Here is a 22715-nt window from a genome sequence, read left to right as displayed (position 1 = left end):
TCTTTAGTTTCGAAAATCATTATTTTACTTATTACGAAATTAAAAATGAAAAAATTTTTACTAACCCTATTTTTGGGTTTTTCGGCTTTACTACAAGCTCAAAATTCGGTATCTGGAAAAGTGACCGATAATCAAAATAATCCCCTACCAGGCGTGGCCATTTATTTGGCTGAATTGCACAAAGGGACCACCACCGATGCTAATGGAATTTACCGTTTTGACAATTTGCCAAATCGTAATTTTAGAATTGCTTTTACGTATGTGGGCTTTCAAACTGTCAATCAATTACTAGAAAAAATAGGAAAAGGAACGGTGCTAAATATTCAGATGGAAGAAGCCGTTCTGGAAATGGATGAAGTAATTGTTTCAACGCCTTTCAACAAATTGCAATCGCAAAATGTAATGAAAGTGGAACACGAAAGCATCAAAACCCTGCAGCAAAAAGGGACAGCCACTTTAATTGAAGGATTAGCGACAATTCCGGGAGTTTCGCAAATTTCGACCGGGACTTCAATCGGAAAACCTGTCATTCGTGGACTTAGCGGAAATCGCGTTTTGGTGTATTCGCAAGGGGTTCGGATAGAGAATCAACAATTTGGAGACGAACACGGTTTGGGATTAAATGATGCCGGCGTTGAAAGTGTGGAGGTAATCAAAGGACCAGCTTCGTTGTTGTACGGTTCCGATGCGATGGGAGGCGTTTTGTATTTCAATCCCGAAAAATTTGCCGATGCACACACCATAAAAGCGAATTTTAATCAAAGGTACTTTAGCAATACACTAGGTAGTAATGCTTCGTTGGGCGTAAAAGGCTCTACCGATAACTGGAAATTTTTAACTAGGGGAACTTATAATACGCATTCGGATTATAAAATTGCCGATGGAGATCGCGTGACCAATACACGTTACAACGAAACCGATTTTAAAACCGGAATTGGGTACAACAACACGAAATTTTCAACTGTTTTTAGATACAATTACAACAAATTGGACTTGGGAATTCCCGAAGAAGGTTTCGCCGAACAAACTCATAGTAAGTCACCTCAATTTCCTAAACAAGGTGTAACCAATCATTTGTTGAGTTTGAATAATGTGGTGTATTTAGGAACTTCAAAACTTGATCTGGATTTGGGATATATTTCCAATAACCGTAAAGAATTTGAGGAGAGTAACGATCCTTCGCTCGATATGTTATTGAATACGTTTAATTATAACGCCAAGTATCATCTGCCTAAAATGGGTCAGTTTGAAACCATTGTTGGGGTGCAAGGTATGCATCAAACGAATAAAAATTCGGGAGATGAATATTTGATTCCCGATGCAACGACCAACGATTTTGGTGCGTTTGCAACTGTAAATTACGAGTGGAAATCGAATGTGTTGCAAGCAGGTTTGCGTTTTGATAACCGACATATTAATTCCTTAGCACACGAAGCAGATGGTCACGAACATGATGACCATGATGACCATGATCACGATCACGATGAGGAAGATCACGACCACGATCACGATCATGAACATCATGGTGGCGATTTTGATGCTTTGAATCGATCTTTTAATAGTGTGAATGCGTCTTTGGGGTACAAAACCAATTTATCGGAAGCTATTGTGTTGCGAGCCAATGTAGCTTCGGGATTTCGAGCTCCAAATTTGGCCGAACTGACTTCTAACGGCGTACATCACGGAACAAATCGTTATGAAGTTGGGAATAGCGCTTTGAAAAATGAGCAAAATTTGCAAACCGATTTGAATTTGGAATATAAGAATTCGCATTTTGAATTTTTTGTAAACGGATTTTACAACCACATCAACAATTATATTTACACCTCGCCAACTGGTGAAATGCTAGATGATAACTATGTTTTTGAGTATATACAAGACAATGCCAAATTGTATGGAGGCGAAGTTGGTTTGCACATTCATCCGCATCCGCTAGATTGGTTGCATTTTGAAACGAGTTTTGAAACCGTTACCGGAAAAAAAGACAATGGCGATTACTTGCCGTTAATTCCAGCAAACAATTGGAACAATACCATAAGAACCGAATTTACCATTAAAAATTGGCTTCGTGAAGGATTTGCATCTTTCAATGTGAGTTCTACTTTTAATCAAAATAAGGTGAGTGGTTTTGAAACAGCTTCCGACGCTTATACTTTGGTAAATTTAGGTCTAGGCGGAACCATTCAGCTTCGAAAATTGACTTTCGGATTGAGTTTAAATGCTAATAATCTTTTTGATAAACAATATATTGCGCATTTATCGCGATTAAAAAATGACGGTATACCAAATATCGGACGAAATGTTGTTTTAGGATTAAACTTCAATTTGTAAAAATCATTGAATAATTTTCAGCAAAACGGCAACTTACGGTTGTCGTTTTGAATTTTAATTACAAAAAATAGTTATTTTTGTTAAAACTCATAAAACAGATTTCATGCACAAACTACTAATTTTTATGGCAATAACAGCAACAACCGCTGCTTTAGGGCAAAATGCAAAAAACAAAACCATTGTGTATCCCCAAACTAAAAAAGGCACTACGGTAGATACGTATTTTAATGAAAAAGTAGCCGACCCTTACCGCTGGTTAGAAGACGATAAATCGGCCGAAACAGAGGCTTGGGTAAAAGCTCAAAATGTGGTAACCTATGCCTATTTGGATCAAATTCCGTTTCGAAATGAATTGAAAAAAAGAATGGAGGAATTGTGGAATTACGAAAAAATTGGTGCTCCTTTTATAGAAGGAGAAACAACGTATTATTTTAAAAACAATGGTTTACAAAACCAATCGGTTTTATACAAAAAAAATAAAAATGGTAAAGACGAAGTGTTTTTAGATCCCAATACTTTTTCGAAAGATGGCACGACGTCGTTGGGTGGAATCGATTTTTCAAAAGACGGCTCCAAATTAACTTATGCTATTTCGGAAGGCGGAAGTGATTGGAGAAAAGTAATCATCATGGATGCGGTTTCTAAAAAAGTGTTAGAAGATACGTTGGTAGATGTAAAATTCAGCGGAATTTCATGGAAAGGGAACGAAGGTTTTTATTATTCGAGTTACGATAAACCAAAAGGGAGTCAGTTATCGGCTAAAACAGACCAACACAAACTGTACTTTCATAAATTAGGAACGGCTCAAAAAGACGATAAATTAATCTTCGGATTAAATGAAAAACGCCGATATGTAGGTGGTTATGTTACCGAAGATGATCGTTATTTGGTGATTACGGCGGCCAATTCTACCTACGGAAATGAATTGTATATTCAGGATTTGCAAAAACCAAATAGTCCTATTATCACCATTGTGGATAATTTCACCAATTCGCATAGCGTGCTTACCAATCAAGGAAGCAAATTGTATATTGAAACAGATTGGAATGCGCCCAATCAAAAAATTGTTACCGTTGAGGTAGCCAATCCAAAACCCGAAAATTGGAAAGATTTTATTAAAGAAACCGAAAATGTATTGAGTCCAACCACTGGTGCAGGTTATATTTTTGCCAATTATATGAAAGATGCGGTTTCGTTTGTGCAACAATACGATTACAACGGAAAACGTATTCGCGAAATCCAGTTGCCTGCCTTAGGAACAGCAAGCGGTTTTGGAGGAAAAAAAGAAGATAAGCTAGTGTATTATACCTTTACCAATTACACCACTCCAGGAAGTATTTATTCGTTTGAACCAAAATCAGGTAAATCAAACGTGTATAAAAAACCAACAGTCGATTTTGATAGTAATGCTTACGAATCTAAGCAAGTTTTTTATACTTCAAAAGACGGAACCAAAATTCCGATGATGATTACCTATAAAAAAGGAATGGTTTTAAATGGCCAAAATCCGACTATTTTATACGGATATGGTGGTTTTAATGTGAGTTTAACACCTAGTTTTAGTATTTCGAATGCTGTTTGGTTAGAAAATGGCGGTGTGTATGCCGTGCCTAATTTAAGAGGTGGTGGCGAATACGGAAAAAAATGGCACGACTCCGGAACTAAAATGCACAAACAAAATGTTTTTGACGATTTTATCGCTGCGGCCGAATACCTAATTGCACAAAAATATACTTCAAGTGATTTCTTAGCGGTTCGTGGTGGATCTAATGGTGGTTTGTTGGTGGGTGCTACCATGACCCAACATCCCGATTTGATGAAGGTTGCCTTACCGGCTGTTGGCGTGATGGATATTTTGCGTTACCATACTTTTACTGCAGGAGCGGGATGGGCTTATGATTACGGAACAAGTCAGGATAGTCCAGAAATGTTTTCGTATTTAAAAGGTTATTCGCCAGTGCAAAATGTGAAATCAGGTTTGCAATACCCAGCTACAATGGTTACAACTGGTGATCACGACGATCGTGTAGTACCTGCACATAGTTTTAAATTCGCTGCCGAATTGCAAGAAAAACAAACCGGCCCAAATCCCGTTTTAATTCGTATTGATGTAAAAGCTGGTCACGGAGCGGGTAAATCGGTTGCAGCTAGTATTCAAGAAAATGTAGACATTCAAGCGTTTACTTTGTATAATATGGGTTTTACATCCTTGCCAAAAAACAAATAAAGTAAATAAAAAGTAATTTTTGAATTCTCATTTTAAGCTAGTTATACTGGAAATATGCTTCCAATAAAGTTGTTTTTGTAACAAATCTGTTTTTCTTTGATAAAAAACAACTTTTTTTTTGGTGCGCTAGAAATAATTTATACATTCGCAGAGAATTTACAAAAAAACAGACACAAAATGTTGAATAACCGTTTTTATTTTAGCAACAACTTTTATTTCTTCTTTAGTAGAAGTAAGGATTGTGCTATGGTTATTTGAAAATATAAAAACAAGTAAAACTAATATACAATCCTGATGAAAATCAGGATTTTTTTTTGAGTATATGATTACAAAAATTGCAATACAAGGAATTTTAGGTTCTTTTCACCATCAAGTGGTCAACGAATATTTTGATGCCAATGTGACTATTGATGAGTGTTTGTCTTTTGACGAACTAATTGATAGCTTGAAAAGTGGTAAAACCGACCAAGCGGTAATGGCCATCGAAAATTCGATTGCAGGCCCGATTATTCCAAATTATGCGCTGATTGATAAAAACAATTTGCACATTATTGGTGAGCATTATTTGAGTATTCATCAAAATTTAATGGCTTTAAAAGGTCAGAAAATAGAAGATATTAAAGAGGTGCATTCTCATCCGATGGCGTTGTTGCAATGCATGGATTATTTAAAGCAATTTCCAGATATCAAATTAGTTGAAGATAAAGATACAGCCGAAACCGCTCGCCGCATCGAAAAAAATCAATTGAAAGGAATTGCTGCTATTGGGAGTAAAACGGCAGCCGAAATGTACGGATTGGAGATTTTAGCCCCGGAGATTCAAACCATAAAAAATAACATGACGCGTTTTGTAATCATCAACAGAGAAAATCATTTTGTTCCTGAGAATGAAATTAATCGCGCGTCAATTAAATTCGAATTGGATCATAAAAGAGGTAGTTTGGCGGCTGTTTTAAATGTGATGAGCGATTGTAAATTGAATTTAACCAAAATTCAATCGCTACCTAAAATCGAAACGCCTTGGAAGTACTCTTTTTTTGTAGATGTAACTTTTGAGAAGTATGAAGATTACACCAAAGCGAAAAGTTTGTTGCAAATTATGGCCGAATATTTTAAAGTATTGGGCGAATATAAAGACACCAAACCCTTGAGTCAGTCATAAAGTCCAAAGAGAAAAACCTAAAGCATTTTTTAATAAAAAATAGAAATGATTACAACAGCAAAACGATTAGATAAAGTTGAAGAATACTACTTCTCTTCCAAATTGAGAGAAGTGAGACAACTAATTTCTGAAGGAAAACCGATTATCAGTATGGCAATCGGAAGCCCTGATTTGAGTCCGTCAAAAGCAGTAATTGATGCCGTCACTGAAGCAATTCAAGACAAAAATGCTCATGGTTATCAAAGCTATCAGGGATTGCCAGAAATGAGACAGGCTATGGTCGACTTTTATCAAAATCAGTTTGGTGTTTTAGTAAATCCAAATAATGAAATTTTGCCCTTAATGGGTTCTAAAGAAGGAATTTTGCACATTTCGATGGCTTTTTTAAATAAAGGAGATGCCGTTTTGATTCCAAATCCGGGATATCCAACTTATACGTCGGTAACCAATTTGGTTGAAGCTGTTCCGATTTATTATGATTTGAAAGAAGAAAATGCCTGGGAGCCCGATTTTGAAGCTTTAGAAAAATTAGATTTATCAAAAGTAAAATTAATGTGGATTGGCTATCCGCATATGCCAACAGGAGCTCGAGGTTGTTTGGCGTTGTTCGAAAAATTGGTAGCCTTTGCCAAAAAACACAACATATTATTGGTAAACGACAATCCGTATAGTTTTGTTTTGAATGATAAACCAATGAGTTTGTTGCAAGTAGAGGGTGCTTTGGAAGTAGCAATGGAACTGAATTCGTTGAGCAAAACCTTCAATATGGCGGGTTGGCGAGTAGGAATGGTGATTTCGAATCCAACTTATATAGATGCTGTTTTGAAAGTAAAAAGTAATATGGACAGCGGGATGTATTACGGAATTCAAAAAGGAGCCATTGCCGCTTTAAAAAGTGATAAATCGTGGTTTGATGAAATGAATGCCATTTATGCCGAAAGACGTCTTTTAACCGAAAAACTGGCCGAAAAATTAGGTTGCAAAGTGTATAAAGAAGGAGTTGGACTCTTTGTTTGGGCTAAGCTTCCGGAAGGTGTGGAATCGGCTGAGGATTTTATCGATACCATTTTATACGAAAAACATATTTTTATTACACCAGGAACCATTTTTGGTAGTAACGGTGCAGGGTATATTCGTTTTTCTTTATGTGTAGAAGTTGATAAAATTGAAGAAGCGATTAACCGATTTTAAAAAGAAAATTAAGTAAAGCCCTTTTAACAATTTAAAAGGTTAATAAAAGAAGAAAATGAACGTACACGTTATAGGAATAGGATTGATTGGAGGTTCGCTAGTGCTGGATATCAAAGCACTGCATCCCGAAGCTACTATTTACGGTATCGATGCCAATCCAAAACACGTACAAGAAGCCATTGCGTTAGGTGTGATTGATAAAGAATCCAATTACGAAGATTTGGCAACAGCCGATTTTGTAATTGTTTCGGTTCCGGTAGATGTTGCCATGACGGTGTTGCCTGAAGTGCTCCATCATATCGGAGATAAAACCATTGTTTTTGAAGTAGGTTCTACCAAAACGCCTATTTGCGAAGTAGTGGCTCATCATCCGAAAAGAAGAAATTTTATTGCCACACATCCCATTGCAGGAACCGAATTTTCGGGGCCATCGGCAGCAATAAAAGGTTTGTACCAAGGAAAAACGAACATCATTTGCGAAGTCGAAAAAACAGCTTTTAAGTTGCAGGAAAAAGCATTAGAATTGTTCAAAAACATCGGAATGCGCATTCGTTATATGGATCCGAAATCGCACGACAAGCATATTGCGTATGTATCCCATTTATCGCATATTAGTTCGTTTATGCTCGGAAAAACGGTTATGAATAAAGAAAAAGACGAGCAAGATATTTTTGATATGGCCGGCTCGGGTTTTGAAAGTACCGTTCGATTAGCCAAAAGTTCGCCAGCTATGTGGACACCCATTTTCAAACAAAATAAAAAACATGTTGTAGAAACTTTAGAAGAATATATTGCCAATCTAACTCAATTTAAAGATTGGTTAGAAGCAGATGATTATCAAGCCATTTTTAATGAAATGGAAAGTACCAATAAAATAAAAGAAATATTAAACGGAATAACAACTATCAAAAAATAACTTAAGAAATGGAAAACAAAAAAGAAATGAGAGCATGGTTGGAGGCGTTCAAATTAGATCACCCTTTAGTAATTGCTGGGCCATGTAGTGCGGAAACGGAAGAACAAGTATTGAAAATTGCTCACGAATTGAAAGATTCAAAAGTTAGTGTGTTTAGAGCGGGAATCTGGAAGCCAAGAACGCGTCCAGGAGGATTTGAGGGTGTTGGTGAAATTGGTTTGAAATGGTTACAAAAAGCCAAAGCCGAAACCGGAATGTTAATGGGAACGGAGGTTGCTACTGCAGCTCACTGTAAATTGGCTTTAGAGCATGATATTGATGTGTTATGGGTTGGAGCAAGAACTACTGCAAATCCGTTTGCGGTTCAAGAAATTGCCGATACCTTAAAAGGAACAGATAAAATCGTTTTGGTTAAAAACCCAGTAAACCCAGATTTAGCTTTATGGTTAGGTGGTGTTGAGCGTTTACACATGGCTGGAATCGAGAAATTAGGTGTAATTCACAGAGGTTTTTCTACTTACCAAAAAACGAAATACCGTAATATTCCGGAGTGGCAAATTGCTATTGAATTACAAAATAAATTCCCCGATTTGCCTTTAATTATCGATCCTTCGCATATTACAGGAAACCGTGATATGATTTTTGAAGTAACGCAAGAAGCTTTAGACTTAAACTACGACGGTATGATTATCGAAACGCACATCGATCCAGATAATGCTTGGTCGGATGCAGCGCAACAAGTAACACCCGATTCGTTAAAACAAATCATCAAAGATTTAACGATTAGAAAAACGGATGACAATACCGACGAATACAGTTCAAAAATGTCAAAATTGAGAGCGAATATTGATGTTTTGGATGCTAATTTATTAGAATTGTTAGGCAAACGTATGCAAGTAGCCGACGAGATAGGTCAAGTGAAAAAAGACGCTAACGTAGCTATTTTGCAAAACAACCGTTGGAACGAAATTTTAGGAAAAATGATTTTGGAAGGTGAGAAAAAAGGACTTTCGGAAGAATTTGTTTTGAAAATGTTCAAAGCAATTCACCAAGAAAGTATCGGTCACCAAGAAAAAATCTTCAATGCTTAATTTTTTCTGAATGAAATAGTGATAGGAGGTTTAGGGGAAGTTTTATTCCCAATTTCAAATGTCACGTTTTAAAATTTTTTAAAATCCCTGCCACTTTAAATAAAGTAGTAGGGATTTTTTTATTGTTAGCACGGGCAAAAAGACTACTGTTTTATTCGCTTAGATACCTTATATGGTTGAAATTATTCATTTATCTTTGTAAAGATTTAGGTTTTGACTTTGAAATCTAAAATCAACAATCTAAAAATAAAGAATGACAGGAACCGTTTATAAATCAACAGGAAGTTGGTACACCGTAAAATCTGAAACTGGCGATTTTATTGAGTGTCGCATTAAAGGTAAATTTAGGATGAAGGGAATTAAAAGTACCAATCCTATTGCCGTTGGCGACCGTGTTGATTATGAACTCGAATCTACTTCGGATGCCGTAACGGGAACCATCCACAACATTCACGAACGCAAAAATTATATAGTTCGCAAATCGGTTAATCTTTCCAAACAAATCCATATCATCGCATCCAATATCGATCAGGTTTTTTTACTAATTACAATTGATAATCCTCCCACTACTACTAGTTTTATCGATCGTTTTTTGGTCACTGCCGAAGCATACGGAATAGAAGCTATTTTGGTTTTTAATAAAATGGATACGTTAACCGATGCCACGCTTGATGAGCAGTTGTATTTGCAATACATTTACCAAGAAATTGGATATGAATGCTTGCGCGTTTCTTCGACAGAAGGGAATGGCGTGGAAGCCTTAAAAGCAAAAATGATGGGAAAAGTCAATATGTTTTCGGGTCATTCGGGAGTAGGAAAATCGACTTTGGTTAATGCCTTAGAACCCACTTTGCATTTAAAAACTACGGTAATTTCCGAACAAAGTAAACAAGGACAGCATACGACAACTTTTGCAGAAATGTACGATACCCGTTTTGGTGCGCAAATTATTGATACTCCCGGAATTAAAGGTTTCGGAATTGTAGATATGGAAAAACAAGAAATAAGTGATTATTTTCCAGAATTTTTTAAGTTAAAAGACCAATGTAAATTTAATAATTGTTTGCACAAAGAAGAACCACATTGCGCTATAAAAGCAGCTTTGGATAAAGACGAAATTGCATGGTCTCGATACAATTCGTACTTGAGTATTTTAGAAGGAGATGATGAAAACTACCGCACCGACATTTACAACGAGGACCGCAAAAAGAGTGATGAAACGCGAAAATAATTGTGGATTGTAAATGTTAAATTGTTAATTATGACTGATAACATCATTAAAGTTAAATCGTTTAGTTTCGCTTTGAGAATTATTAAACTTTTTCAATTTTTAAAGGATGAAAAGAAAGAGTTTGTGTTAAGTAAACAATTGCTTCGAAGTGGAACTGCTATCGGGGCATTGGTGAGAGAAGCTGAACAAGCAGAAAGCAAAAAAGATTTCATTCATAAACTAGCCATTGCACAAAAGGAAGCAAATGAAACAGATTATTGGTTGGATTTGCTTTATCAATCGGGTTATTTTAACGATTTTCAATATCAATCCATAAAGTCGGATGTTGTAGAAATTAATAAAATTTTGGCTTCAATGATTATTACTTCCAAGAAAAAGTTGAATACTAAATGAATTTACAATTTATAATTCACAATTCACCATTATCATGAAAACCGTAATTCAAAGAGTTTCCTCAGCGTCAGTAACAGTGGAGCAAAAAATAGTAGGCGAAATTCAGAAAGGCCTTTTGGTTTTAGTCGGAATTGAAGATGCCGATACACAAGAAGATATTGATTGGTTGGCTGCTAAAATTGTCAAAATGCGCATTTTTGGCGATGAAAACGGTGTGATGAATTGTGATGTGAAAGAAGTTGACGGTGCTATTTTAGCGATAAGTCAATTTACGTTACACGCTCAAACCAAAAAAGGAAATCGACCCTCCTATATAAAAGCTTCAAAACCCGATTTTGCCATTCCGATGTATGAGAAATTTGTTGGAGCACTAGAAAAAGAATTGGGTAAAAAAATTCAAACCGGCATTTTTGGAGCCGATATGCAAGTCCAACTTTTAAATGATGGTCCCGTAACTATTATAATTGACAGTCAAAACAGGGAGTAAAATAGATAAAAAACACCAATCCTCAAATTGGTGTTTTTTTGTTTTATTGTTCAAGTAAATGGGTAACTACTGATGCCGCTACTTTTATAATTGTACCGTGTCTGGTTCCGGGAGGAAAAGAAATCTGATTCGAAATATCTTCCCATTTGTTCCCATTTTGTTTTACAGCACCATATTGGTGGTCTCGGTATTTGTCAAAATAAACAACCCAATCGCCCTTTATTTTAACGGCAGTTGGCCCTTCAGCCCAATAATTTCCGGTGATAGGTTCACTTGCTTTAGAATAAGGACCGGTTAGTTTTTTACTATAAGCGACTTTCAGATTTTTTTGGACGGGTACTTTTGTTTCGTCTTTTAAAAACATAATATATCCTTTGTCATCTTTCAAAATACTAGAATCGATTACATTAAAACCCGGTTCGTAAAGTAATTTAGTTGGCGAGTATTTTTTAAAATCGTTTGTTGTAGTGTAATAAATTCGATGGTTATAGCCTTTGTCTTCGGTTGATTGTGTTTCTGGAAATGCTCCTTCAATAGTTGAGGCCCAATATATCATGTATGTTTTTGATTTTGCATCATACGTAATTTCGGGAGCCCAAGTATTTCTGGTTTTTTCCTCATGTGCCATTACCGGAATAAATTCTTGTTTCGACCAGTGAATTAAATCTTTTGAAGACGCATAACCAATGCCTTTATCTGTCCAACTGACTGTCCAAACCATGTGAAAAAGTCCGTCGCCACCTTGAATTACGCAAGGATCACGCATGAGTTTGTCTTTTCCAACTTCGGGTGTTAGGAAGGATTTGTTGTCTTTTAATGCCTTCCATTTAAAACCATCTTCGCTATAGGCCAAATGCAAACCGTCTTCGCCATTTCCTTTGAAAAAGGTAAAAACATACAAACTATCTGCTGGTTTTTTTTGAGCAAAAAAGCTGGCAACTGTTAAACAAAAAGCTAGTGTTAGCAGTGTTTTTTTTGAAATGAATTTCATTCTTATTTCATTTTATAAAGTTCAGAACCTGCTAATAAGAAACAACCCAATCCGTAATCTTCAAAATCGGGCATTTTATCTACTGATAATGGTTGCCCATCTTTTGGCTCTTTTCCTGTAGATTGCAAATACCCTAAGAAACCATTTTTTTGTAAACTTTCGGTTGTTAGTGCTTTCCAAGCTTTTTCAATTACAGGTAAATACGTTTTCTTGTCTAAAATTCCAGTGTTGATGCCATAAGCCATTCCGTATACAAATAATGCCGTTCCCGAAGCTTCTTTTTCGCCAAAATTATTTGGATCGTGTAAGCTTACATTCCAAAAACCATCCGCCCTTTGAATAGGAACCAAAGCTTTTGCCATCGCTTTTAAATCTTTTACGTATTGGTCTCTATGGGGTGCATTTTCTGGAATAATAGTTAAAACTTTTGCCAAAGCAGCAATTACCCAACCATTTCCACGACTCCAATAACAATCTTCTCCGTTTGGTTCTTTGTAAGGCGGATCAAAATCGGCATCACGCCACCAAAGTCCATCTTTTGGATTGAATAAACCATGATCTCCGTGTTTGTCTCTTGAGTACATATACATATCGTACATTTTCTCATAATAACGATTATCGTTGTCTAAAACGCCCATTTTAGCAAAAACCGGCATTCCCATTTGAATTGCGTCAACCCAAGACCAATCGTCGTTTTGAGGCGTGTTTAAGAGCATCGCAATATTTGCTTTGGTGTTTTTTAGCTTTTTTGAATCAGGCTCTAAATTATATAGGTCAATATAGGTTTGAGCCGCACAATAGTTGTCGGCATTTCGGGTTGTATTCCCGCCGTTAAATCCCCATTTGTGTGATTCAGCCCAATCATAAGCATATTTGTAGTAAACGTCTTTTGGATAAATTTCGTGCAAAGCCATTAATCCTTCGTAGTACACACCACGTGTCCAAATATTACTCGGACGTTCTTTATTGGTGATGATAGTTTTTCCGGTATCCGGCCATTTATCCATGAAATATTTATTGGCTAATTCCATTTGAGCCAAAATTGTTTTTTTGTCAAATGTTTGTTGTACCTGAGCAATTCCTTGATTGATATAAAAAACGGAAAGAAGCAGCACTAGTTTTCTCATTTCGTAAGTATTATGATTTAGTAATTTTTATTGTAAAGGTGTTATGGTAACAGGACCCAATAAGCCAGAAGGTGTAGGATTCCATTTAGTAGCATCAAATTTTTTATAATCTTTATCGACCATATTAATTTCATAGAAAATTTTCCATTCCTGACCTTTTAGTTCCATGTCACGAACTCGGTTGGCAGCTAGGTTTGTCACCTGAATTTTAAGTTCGTTTTTACCTGATTTTAATTTGCCAATATTGAGTTTGTAAGGAACCGACCAAGCTGTACCAATATACGTGCCATTTAGCCAAACTTTGGCGCTCTCTCGGACATTTCCTAAGTTTAATGACCAATTTTCGGCTTTGTTTTTTGGAGCATTAAAAGTCAAGGTATAAGTAGCCGATCCTGAAAAAGCTTCCGCCTGAGGTGAAAGTTTGGTCCATGATTCTAAATTTTCTGTAGTAGCTGAAGGAGGTAATTCAGGTCCACCTTTATCAAAATCAATTTGCCATTTTCCGTTTAAAGTTATCGGTTCCGAAATTGGATTCCAATAGTTCCATTTTGATTGTGTTGCTGACTTTTCGGTAATTAAAAATAACGATTGTCCAGGCTCTAGTTTTACTTTAACTAAAGTTTGATTTGCTGATTTTTCAACCTGAGCATTTCCGGATATTTTAGTCAATGGATCAAATAAAACTACTTCTTTTTGACCAATTTGAATTGGAATCATTTGGTCAATAGTTTTTGAAGTATGGTTTACAATGTAATATAGTTTTTCACCATCTAATGTTCTTCTGATGAATTTTAAACCTGTATTAACCAGTGTTTCGGGTAAAATAGAACTATTAGCAAGTTGTGCGGCTACATCCGATTTTGGGTTTAAAATAGTTGAATTAGAAGTGATTAATTGCTGTAATTCCTTGTTTTGTTTTTCCAATTCAAAATAACCCGGAACGGTTTCTGGTAAACCTTTAAAAATGATGTTGGCTCCTGCTTTTTTGAGTTCAATTAATTTTTGAAGCGTTTGTAAAGGCATATTTTTAGATTCTGGAATTACCATTGCTTTAAATGTTCCTCCAGGCACAACCAAAAATCCGTTTTCAACTTTAGCTTCGGCAATAAATTGATCTGAAATAAAATCAACACTATAACCTTTGCCCATCAACTCTTTGGTTGTATCATAAAAGGAAGTATGATATAACCATTCGTTTAATGAGTGAATTTTGAATTGAAGAAATAAGGAACCCTCATTATATTTATTCCAAGCATCATAAATGGGCCAGTACATTAAAATTTCATTATCTGGATTTCCTTGTTGTAAAAGCGATTGACAATTGGCTATATAAGAAAATAATGCTGGAACATCTTCCCAAATGGTGTTGTTGGTATTAAAATTTACAGAGGCATAAAATTTCCATCCTGGCCATTTGGCTCTATCAGGTGAATACGTAGATCCGTGAAGAAAAGTATGGTTTACACCGTTCAAAAATAAATCTTCAACTTCGGGTTTACATTGCGAAAGCGCGGTTTTAAAATGATCGCGCAACCAGGTAAATGTTTCGGATGACACTAAAGGTTTTCCGGCAATATGCGCCGCAGAGGATGAAAATTTAAGCATCACGGGGTCGGCATCGCCTTGGCGGATATCGTCAGCTTCTCTTCTAAAACCTGGAATGTCATACGGCATTGACCCAAATGTTTCGCATTCCGGAATATCAGCAGAAGCGTACAAATCAATTAAATTTCCGGGAGAACCATGTGCTTGTAATTTGGTTTTCATTTTTTTGGAATTAGCCCAAGCTGTCCACGTTTTATCAAAACGATTTAAGAGTAAATCCGAAATGGTTTCACGGTAATCTGCTTTTATACGATTTCCTTTTTCGTTATCGGTTGTACTAATTAAATCCGGAAGGTGTTTTTTTAAATCATAACCCCTTCTTTTTAGGAATTCTTCAAAAAAATCGGGTGTAAAATCGGTGCCATATACTTCATAACTATCATTAAAAATAGCTCGTATTTTGCCTTCTCGGCCTTTAAAGACTTCATTAAACGGTTGTACATATTCGTTAAAAGCTGTTTCGGAATAATGGTCTACCGTAAAACCATTTCCTCCCGGAGCAGCACGTTTGACTTTTTGACCTGTTTTACCACTAAATACAGCGTAAATAGTATAATTGGTTTTGGTAGCTTTCCAGTCTAACTGATTATTTTTTACAACAGTTTCGGTGTTTTTGTTTTCTATTTTCGATTTTTGCCAATCTATCTTTTTTTGTTTAATTTCTTTAGTCAAATCTAGTATAGTTCCGTTTTCACCGCAGGCAATAACGTAAAGTAATTCGGCAGGATTTTTTTCATTTTTGCCGGGTAAAATTTCACGGTTTATTTTTTCTCCTTTTTTTACCTCGAATTTTTCGATGAGTAATTTAGTAGCAGCATTTTCAAGAGTTACCTGAGCGCCTCCATAAGGCCATCCGGTTCCTAAAACCATATCAACTTGCATGTGTAAACTGTCACTTATGTGTATAGTGTAGTCTAACATGTCGAGCCATTTAGGGGATAAAAAGTCAATAAAATTATTTTCTTCTCCTTTTACACCATATATAGGAGTGATTTCTACACCGCCAATTCCGGCTTTATGAAAATCATTTAGTGTTTTTTTTAAGTTGGGTTTATCAACAGCACTTCCCATCCACCACCAACGCGTCCACGGCTGATTGGTGTTTTTGATTTCTTGCAATCTAAAGTTGGAAACGGTTTGAGCCGAAGTTTCTAAACAGAAAGTTAAAACGAGAAGTAAAAATATACCAGATTTAGTACGCATCATTAGTATTAGGATTTAGGTCTTTTTTTGTAATTATTTGTAAGATAGAAATATAGGTAAAAATGAACTCTTTTCTAAAAAGTAAAAGTAGTATACCCAACAAAATACTCTATCCTGTTGCATCCTGTTTAATAAAAAGTGTCTTTTTTTTAGATAATCATTTTTATAGTTATGATATTTTATGAAGAATATAATTTTTTTTGCAATGTTTTATTGATATGATATTTTGAGTATAAATAACTATAAATCAATATGTTATGTATTTGTTTTTAACAAAAAGGGGTCTAAGGGTTTGCAAATTAACAGGATACCACAGGACACAAAGGAGATGCACACTAAATAAATTTGGAACACTAATAGGATTAACCAAAATTTAACTTTTTATGAAATTAGAAATGTGTTGGGAAAATGGAGCATTAAAAAAGATGTTACTGTTTTTAGTATTTTTTTCTATAGGAGTTGTACAGGCTCAAAATAGGATTAACGGAACAGTGAAAGATGCAACGGGATTTGGAATACCAGGAGTTAGTGTAAATCAAAAAGGTACTTCCAATGGGGTGATAACAGATATTGATGGAAAATTTGAGATTAATTTACGTGATAACGGGCAATCAATTTTAGTTTTTTCGTCAGTGGGTTTTCTTAGAGTAGAAGAAGCTTTAAAAGGGCGAACTTCAATAGAGGTTTTACTTAAAGAGGATAATCAGGTTTTGGAAGAAGTAACTGTTATCGGATATGGAACTCAGAAAAAAAAGCTAACTACGGGAGCCATTTCCTCTATTAAAACCGAAAATTTTACAGAAAGACCTATTTCAAGAGTTGACCAAGGTTTGATTGGTCAATTAGCTGGGGTAAGGGTAAAACAAACTACCGGGTTGCCAGGACAGCCTTTTAGTATTGAAATTCGAGGAGCGGGTTCTATAACTGCAGGTAATGAACCGTTGTATGTAGTAGATGGATTCCCTATTTACACAGAAGGGTCAAATAGTAACGGTGGATTTTCTAATGGAAGCCCTTTGGATAATATGAATCCAAATGATATTGCCTCAATTGAAGTATTGAAAGATGCCGCTGCTGCCGCAATTTATGGTTCGAGAGCATCAAATGGGGTGGTATTAATTACTACCAAAAAAGGTAAATTGGGTAAAACAAAATTCACTTTTAATACATACGGAGGGATTAACAAAGAAGCAAATAGAGTAGATATGTTAACCTCTCAACAATGGATTGATAGAGCAAAGGTAATGATAGATGCGCAATGGGAGGCTTCGGGTATTCCTGGAGCATCTGCTGGTCAAACTATGGGAGAAAGAATTGCTGCCTATAATTCAGTAAATCCTTCGGCGCCTTTAAATCAAACTAATACCAGATATTTTACCTATATCTATGATGAACGCTGGGATATACCAGGTCATCCTGGCTTGGATTATATTGATTGGCAGGATAAAATTTTTAGAACAGGAGAATTTAGTAATTATCAATTATCTGCTTCGGGTGCTACAGATGCTGTAAATTATTATGTTTCGGCAAACTATCAAAAAAACACAGGATATATTGTTGGTACGGACTATACATTATTTTCGGCAAGAGCAAATGTAGATGTAAAGTTGTCTGATAAATTTAAAATGGGTATAAATTTAGCTCCTTCTTATTCGGTTAAAAACGATCCAGGAGTAGAGGGTAAGGATAATACCTTATTTAAAGCTTTGGTTGCCACGCCTGTTTTTGAAAGTGCTCCTAATGCTGCGGGAGAGAAATATACTACACGTTATGCGTGGGGAAGCAGTACTACTAACATGCTTAGTGCTTTGGCAAAAACGGGAAGAAATTCGATGTATAGAAGTTTAATTTCGGGTTATGCTAATTATGAAATTATTAATGGTTTAATTTTAAAGAGCACAATAAATTTTGATAATTCGGATAATACTTTTGAAGGTTACACGCCAAACGATGTATTGTTAAGTATAAGGGGATCTTATAATACGTATAGAAGGCAAAATATTGTAAACGAAAACACAATAAATTATTCTAAATCATTAGGTAATCATAATTTTAATGTTTTGCTAGGGCAGTCGTTTAGTTCTTACGAAATTATGCGATCAAGTTTATCTTCAGGAAATTTATATACCAATTCGAGTATAGAAACACTTCCGGCTGGATCTTTGGGAAGTACTAATGCTGAAAAAAGTACTTTGTTGTCTTATTTTGCAAGACTTCAATATGATTATAAAGAAAAATATTTGTTATCATCAAGTATACGAAGTGATGGTTCATCCAAATTTGGTATGGATAAAAGATGGGGAACTTTTTATTCTCTTGCCTTAGGATGGAGAATTAAAAAGGAAGCGTTCATGGATGATGTAAATTGGTTGGATGATTTAAAAGTGAGAGCCAGTTTAGGTACAAACGGAAGTAATAACATTGGTAGTTATGCTGCTTATTCAACTTTGGGTAGCTATAATTATTCTATTGGTGGTGCAGCAGCAATAGGACAAGGTGTTACCTCAATTCCAAATCCTTCTTTACATTGGGAAGAATCAAAAAGTGTTGATTTTGGTTTGGATTTTTCGGTCTTGAAAAATAGAATTTCAGGAACTTTTGAAGTGTATAGAAAAAACAATAGTGATTTATTATTACGAGTTCCCGTTCCGGCATCTTCAGGATTTGAAACCTATTTAACGAATGTAGGGGAAGTGCAAAACCAAGGTTGGGAGTTTGAATTAAATACCGTAAATGTCACTACCAAAGATTTCCAATGGAGAACATCTGCTAACTTAAGTCATAACGAAAATAAAGTTTTGGCTCTAGGACCTGGTCAAAGTAAAATAGAAATAAGCAATTCTTTTGATGGAGGAGTGCCGTTTGTAAAATTGGAAGTAGGCAAGCCTATGTATACCATTTTTGCATTGCAACAAAACGGAGTTGTTACCCAAGCCGATATCGATAATGGAGGTACTACAATAGGAGGAAAAGCATTAGTGCTTGGCGATCCTCGATATGTAGACCAAAACGGTGATAAAAAAATTAATTCTGAAGATAGAGTGGATATTGGAAATCCAACTCCAAAATACACTTGGGGAATTACCAATAATTTTAAATACAAAAATTTTGATTTAAGCGTTTTGGTTCAAGGTCAAAATGGAGGTACAGTATATGGATTAACAGGTAGAGCTATTGATAGAACAGGTATGGGATCTGTAGAAAACTCATTAGATATTGATCCTGCTGTAAGAGGTAATTGGAAAACAAATTTTGGTTATCAAGCCAATACGGATTGGTTGTATAAATCAGATTATGTGAGTATAAGAAGTATTTCCTTGGGATACAATTTAAAAGACGCTGTGAAATCAATTAAAAAAATAGATAACGCGCGACTTTATTTGACTGGAGAAAATTTATTTTATTGGAATAAATACAAAGTTGGATTTAATCCAGAAGCTGTAAATACTTCAGGAAGTTCCAATAGTGATTTTGCTGTACCTGTAGATTATGGCGGAGCTCCACTACCTAGTTCAATAGTTTTAGGACTTAACATTAATTTTAATTAAGAAAAAATGAAAAAATATATTTATTTAGCAACCAGTGCTTTCTTGTTGTTTGCTTTTGCATCTTGTAATGATGAACTTGAGCAAATTCCGTTATCACAAGGTACCACAGAAAATTTTTATGCTAACCAAAATGATTTTATACAAGCAAGAAACGCAACCTACTCGGTCGCATTTCATGGAGCAGGTACCTATGGTTATGCCAATAGAGTCTTGAATTTAAGCGAAACAAGATCGGATAATTTGTATGCTACAACGACAGCTTCGAGAGATTGGGAGGGTATAAACGGTTTTTTTACCTCAATAAGTTCGGTTTCATATATTAACGAAGCTTATACATCAAATTATAATGCCATTTATAAAGCAAACCAATTGCTTGAAAAAATTGATGAAAAAGGGAATGAAATTTTCACAGACCATTTAGCCAAAGCATCAATGGCGGCTGAAGCCCGTTTTCTTAGAGCCTTTTGCTACTTTGATTTGATTAGATGGTTTGGAAAGGTGCCTTTAATAGATAGAACGGTAACCGCTCAAGAAGCTGCTACAATTGGCAGAAGTCCTGTTGCAGACATTTATAATTTAATTATTTCTGATTTAGAATTGGCTATTCCAGACTTGAGCCCATCGTATGATGCGGCCAATTACGGACGAGTAACCAAATACGGTGCTAAAGCATTATTAGGGTTAGTGTACATGACGCGTTCGAGTCCTACTTACGGTATTGACGGCGCTATGCTTGGATTAAATGAATGGGATAAGGCTTACAAACAGCTTAATGATATTAAAACTAGTGGTTTATTTGTTTTTGGTACGGATTATGCCTCTATTTTTAAAGTTGAAGGGAATAATAATAAAGAAAATATTTTGACAATTCCTTATACTCAAAATATTTCTACTCCAGTAGGAGGTAATTTTATGGTTGAAGTAGGATATCAACCTTATTTTTCGTCTGTTGGAATTGATTCTAATCAAGGCTCTTTAGAAGCTAGACCCATATCAACCGAATTTTTGGCGCAGTTTGATGCTAATGATAAACGAAAAGCCCAATGTATTGCCACTAGTTACACTGTTGCATCGGGTACTTATAAAGGAAGTTATACCTTACCTGTTTTTACAAAATATATAGACCCAGCTCGTTATGGAAATGGTCGTGAAGATTGGGGAGTTGATTTTATGGTGATTCGATATACCGATGTGTTAATGATGATGGCCGAATGTACTTTGCACGGCGGAGGAGGTACACAAGCAGATGTGGATGCTATTGTAAACCAGGTTAGAACTAGGGCGGGAATCGCTGCCAATGCTTCAAATATTACCTTGGATCAATTATTCTTGGAAAGAAGAAAAGAATTCTTTTCGGAAGGAACGAGATGGTTTGACTTAATTCGTTCGGGTAAAGCGGTGACTACTATGAATGCATGGAGAGCTACTGAAGACACAGGGAAAAGAATTCAAGAAATTACCAATAATTCATTGTTATACCCAATACCATTGCAAGAAATTTTATCTGTTCCTGGTTTATATGAACAAAATTTGGGATATGATTAATAAATATAATTCTATTTTAAATTAAATTATTTTTTGTTTACTCTTTAAACCGTCTCATAGCGCAATTTGAGACGGTTTATTTTTGATGTTCAGGAAAGTACAGGATGCTGAAAAAGGAGTATTACGTTATATTTAAAACCGACAAACTAAAATTAAACACATGAAATTTTTGAATAAAAGTCTGATACTAATAGCCTTGTTTTGGCAATGTTGTTTGGTAAAGGCACAAATAAAATTGCCTGCTTTGGTGAGTGACAATATGGTCTTACAGCAAAACAGCAAAGTTAATTTATGGGGGTGGGCGTCACCTAATGAAAAAATTAGTATTCGGGTGGGTTGGCAAAAAGAAGCAATAGAAACCAAAGCCGATGAAAAAGGCAATTGGAAAGTCGCTACACAAACACCAAAAGCGAGTCAAAAAACATACGAAATCACGTTAACAGCCTCTAATAAAATCACATTACACAATGTTTTAATTGGGGAAGTCTGGATTTGTTCGGGTCAATCGAATATGTTTTTCCCCGTCGGAAAACAACCAGGAACTTGGAAGAATGGCGTTGTAAATTATGAAGAAGAACTTCAAAAGGCTACTTTTCCTAGTATTCGTTTATTTACCGTAAATACCGTTGCATCAGACAAACCTTTGAATGATGTGCAAGGCAATTGGCAAGAATGCAATCCTACAAGTGTTGCTAATTTTTCGGCCGTGGGGTATTTTTTTGGGAAAGAATTGTATCAGGATCTAAAAGTGCCCATCGGATTAATTTCTTCGTCTTGGGGAGGAACCAAAGCCGAAGCGTGGACAGCCGAAAAAGTATTGACAGAAAATAAAGAATTGCTTCCTATTTTGGAAGAAAATGCAAGCAAGGAAAAAAAATATTATTCGGATTTAGAAACCTATTATGTTAATTTAAAAAATGCAACTGGCAACGAGCTAAAAAAGCCAAAAAGAGATCAGGAAAATAAATATCCGTATGTTTTGTATAACGGTATGTTGCATCCTTTAACCAATTTCACCATTAAAGGAGCTATTTGGTACCAAGGTGAAAGTAATGCCGAAACCGCATTTCGTTACCAAACCTTATTTTCGGCAATGGTAGCGAGTTGGAGAACCGAATGGAATCAGGGTGTTTTTCCGTTTTATTATGTGCAAATTGCGCCTCACAAAGGGCAAAATCCCGAAATTCGAGAAGCTCAATTACGCTCTTTACAAACTATTCCAAATAGCGGAATGGTAGTGACCACCGATGTGGGCGATGCTAACGATATTCACCCAAGAAACAAACAAACAGTTGGATACCGTTTGGGATTATGGGCTCGTGCCAAAACATATAACGAAAGTAAGTTGGTGTTTTCTGGCCCGCTTTACAAGGAAATGAAAATTCAAAAACAACAAATTCAGTTGTTTTTTGATCATGCCGATTCGGGTTTAAAGAAAGAAGGAAAAGAGGTTAAAGAATTTGAAATTGCTGGCGATGATCGTGTTTTTTACCCAGCAACTGCAAAAATTAAAGGCAATTCGGTAATGGTTTCTTCGGATAAAGTAAAAAAGCCAGTTGCCGTTCGTTTTGCTTGGAAAAAGGTACCCGAACCCAATTTGTTTAATGCCGAAAATTTACCGGCTTCTCCCTTTAGAACCGATAATTGGGAAACATCAAAAGAATAAG

Annotated in this window: 15 protein-coding genes; 12 read left to right on the top strand and 3 right to left on the bottom strand. The window is 35.7% G+C overall.

The window, feature by feature from the left end; translation table 11 throughout:
* Positions 1–45: 45 nt before the first annotated feature.
* The 9 genes from I5M07_RS05530 to dtd all read left to right on the top strand — a co-directional run bounded on the left by I5M07_RS05530 (position 46) and on the right by dtd (position 11029).
* Positions 46–2331, top strand: coding sequence for a TonB-dependent receptor (locus I5M07_RS05530; protein ID WP_200105227.1), 2286 nt, complete (start codon positions 46–48; stop codon positions 2329–2331).
* A 124-nt stretch (positions 2332–2455) separates the two neighbouring features.
* Complete coding sequence (locus I5M07_RS05525; protein ID WP_233621990.1) at positions 2456–4558, top strand: prolyl oligopeptidase family serine peptidase; 2103 nt, start codon at positions 2456–2458, stop codon at positions 4556–4558.
* 322 nt (positions 4559–4880) lie between these two features.
* The gene (locus tag I5M07_RS05520; RefSeq protein WP_200105225.1) at positions 4881–5720 is read left to right on the top strand and encodes a prephenate dehydratase; all 840 of its coding nucleotides are present in this window, start codon (positions 4881–4883) and stop codon (positions 5718–5720) included.
* A gap of 45 nt (positions 5721–5765) precedes the next feature.
* Entirely contained in the window at positions 5766–6911 is a 1146-nt protein-coding gene (locus tag I5M07_RS05515; RefSeq protein WP_200105224.1) for a pyridoxal phosphate-dependent aminotransferase, read from the top strand.
* A gap of 55 nt (positions 6912–6966) precedes the next feature.
* The gene (locus tag I5M07_RS05510; RefSeq protein ID WP_200105223.1) at positions 6967–7827 is read left to right on the top strand and encodes a prephenate dehydrogenase; all 861 of its coding nucleotides are present in this window, start codon (positions 6967–6969) and stop codon (positions 7825–7827) included.
* 8 nt (positions 7828–7835) lie between these two features.
* Positions 7836–8918: a bifunctional 3-deoxy-7-phosphoheptulonate synthase/chorismate mutase type II gene (locus I5M07_RS05505; RefSeq protein WP_200105222.1), complete on the top strand. Its 1083-nt coding sequence runs from the start codon at positions 7836–7838 to the stop codon at positions 8916–8918.
* A 253-nt stretch (positions 8919–9171) separates the two neighbouring features.
* Positions 9172–10149 (top strand): ribosome small subunit-dependent GTPase A, encoded by a 978-nt coding sequence (rsgA, locus tag I5M07_RS05500; protein ID WP_200105221.1) that lies wholly within the window; start codon positions 9172–9174, stop codon positions 10147–10149.
* A gap of 30 nt (positions 10150–10179) precedes the next feature.
* Entirely contained in the window at positions 10180–10542 is a 363-nt protein-coding gene (locus I5M07_RS05495) for a four helix bundle protein (protein WP_200105220.1), read from the top strand.
* 34 nt (positions 10543–10576) lie between these two features.
* Complete coding sequence (dtd, locus tag I5M07_RS05490) at positions 10577–11029, top strand: D-aminoacyl-tRNA deacylase (RefSeq protein WP_200105219.1); 453 nt, start codon at positions 10577–10579, stop codon at positions 11027–11029.
* A gap of 43 nt (positions 11030–11072) precedes the next feature.
* On the opposite strand, the gene I5M07_RS05485 is transcribed toward dtd, so the two are convergent.
* From I5M07_RS05485 to I5M07_RS05475, 3 genes are read right to left on the bottom strand one after another with little or no spacing between them, the layout of a single operon-like run.
* The gene (locus I5M07_RS05485; RefSeq protein WP_200105218.1) at positions 11073–12020 is read right to left on the bottom strand and encodes a glycoside hydrolase family 43 protein; all 948 of its coding nucleotides are present in this window, start codon (positions 12018–12020) and stop codon (positions 11073–11075) included.
* A gap of 2 nt (positions 12021–12022) precedes the next feature.
* Positions 12023–13147, bottom strand: a complete 1125-nt coding sequence (locus tag I5M07_RS05480; RefSeq protein WP_200105217.1) for a glycoside hydrolase family 88/105 protein — start codon at positions 13145–13147, stop codon at positions 12023–12025.
* Positions 13148–13174: 27 nt separating this feature from the next.
* On the bottom strand, positions 13175–15958 hold the full coding sequence (locus I5M07_RS05475) for a glycosyl hydrolase (RefSeq protein ID WP_200105216.1): 2784 nt from the start codon (positions 15956–15958) through the stop codon (positions 13175–13177).
* 380 nt (positions 15959–16338) lie between these two features.
* Here I5M07_RS05475 and I5M07_RS05470 point away from each other — a divergent pair, with 380 nt between their 5' ends.
* From I5M07_RS05470 to I5M07_RS05460, 3 genes are all read left to right on the top strand, one after another.
* Positions 16339–19503 (top strand): SusC/RagA family TonB-linked outer membrane protein, encoded by a 3165-nt coding sequence (locus I5M07_RS05470; protein WP_233621963.1) that lies wholly within the window; start codon positions 16339–16341, stop codon positions 19501–19503.
* Positions 19504–19509: 6 nt separating this feature from the next.
* Positions 19510–21048 carry a RagB/SusD family nutrient uptake outer membrane protein gene (locus I5M07_RS05465; protein WP_200105215.1) on the top strand — a complete coding sequence of 513 codons (1539 nt, stop codon included), beginning with the start codon at positions 19510–19512 and terminating at the stop codon, positions 21046–21048.
* Positions 21049–21208: 160 nt separating this feature from the next.
* A complete protein-coding gene (locus I5M07_RS05460) occupies positions 21209–22714 on the top strand; it encodes a sialate O-acetylesterase (protein ID WP_200105214.1) in 1506 nt (501 codons plus the stop codon).
* The last annotated feature ends 1 nt before the right edge of the window (position 22715 follow it).

The sequence above is a fragment of the Flavobacterium agrisoli genome (assembly GCF_016522065.1).
Lineage (GTDB): Bacteria > Bacteroidota > Bacteroidia > Flavobacteriales > Flavobacteriaceae > Flavobacterium > Flavobacterium agrisoli.
Note: the sequence above shows the minus strand (reverse complement) of the source record. Positions and strands in the feature narration are given on the sequence as shown.

Excerpts from the sequence above, each read along its gene's own strand:
- I5M07_RS05530 (WP_200105227.1), top strand. The coding sequence starts at position 46 with ATGAAAAAATTTTTACTAACCCTATTTTTGGGTTTTTCGGCTTTACTA.
- I5M07_RS05525 (WP_233621990.1), top strand. The coding sequence starts at position 2,456 with ATGGCAATAACAGCAACAACCGCTGCTTTAGGGCAAAATGCAAAAAAC.
- I5M07_RS05520 (WP_200105225.1), top strand. The coding sequence starts at position 4,881 with ATGATTACAAAAATTGCAATACAAGGAATTTTAGGTTCTTTTCACCAT.
- I5M07_RS05515 (WP_200105224.1), top strand. The coding sequence starts at position 5,766 with ATGATTACAACAGCAAAACGATTAGATAAAGTTGAAGAATACTACTTC.
- I5M07_RS05510 (WP_200105223.1), top strand. The coding sequence starts at position 6,967 with ATGAACGTACACGTTATAGGAATAGGATTGATTGGAGGTTCGCTAGTG.
- I5M07_RS05505 (WP_200105222.1), top strand. The coding sequence starts at position 7,836 with ATGGAAAACAAAAAAGAAATGAGAGCATGGTTGGAGGCGTTCAAATTA.
- rsgA (WP_200105221.1), top strand. The coding sequence starts at position 9,172 with ATGACAGGAACCGTTTATAAATCAACAGGAAGTTGGTACACCGTAAAA.
- I5M07_RS05495 (WP_200105220.1), top strand. The coding sequence starts at position 10,180 with ATGACTGATAACATCATTAAAGTTAAATCGTTTAGTTTCGCTTTGAGA.
- dtd (WP_200105219.1), top strand. The coding sequence starts at position 10,577 with ATGAAAACCGTAATTCAAAGAGTTTCCTCAGCGTCAGTAACAGTGGAG.
- I5M07_RS05485 (WP_200105218.1), bottom strand. The coding sequence starts at position 12,020 with ATGAAATTCATTTCAAAAAAAACACTGCTAACACTAGCTTTTTGTTTA.
- I5M07_RS05480 (WP_200105217.1), bottom strand. The coding sequence starts at position 13,147 with ATGAGAAAACTAGTGCTGCTTCTTTCCGTTTTTTATATCAATCAAGGA.
- I5M07_RS05475 (WP_200105216.1), bottom strand. The coding sequence starts at position 15,958 with ATGATGCGTACTAAATCTGGTATATTTTTACTTCTCGTTTTAACTTTC.
- I5M07_RS05470 (WP_233621963.1), top strand. The coding sequence starts at position 16,339 with ATGAAATTAGAAATGTGTTGGGAAAATGGAGCATTAAAAAAGATGTTA.
- I5M07_RS05465 (WP_200105215.1), top strand. The coding sequence starts at position 19,510 with ATGAAAAAATATATTTATTTAGCAACCAGTGCTTTCTTGTTGTTTGCT.
- I5M07_RS05460 (WP_200105214.1), top strand. The coding sequence starts at position 21,209 with ATGAAATTTTTGAATAAAAGTCTGATACTAATAGCCTTGTTTTGGCAA.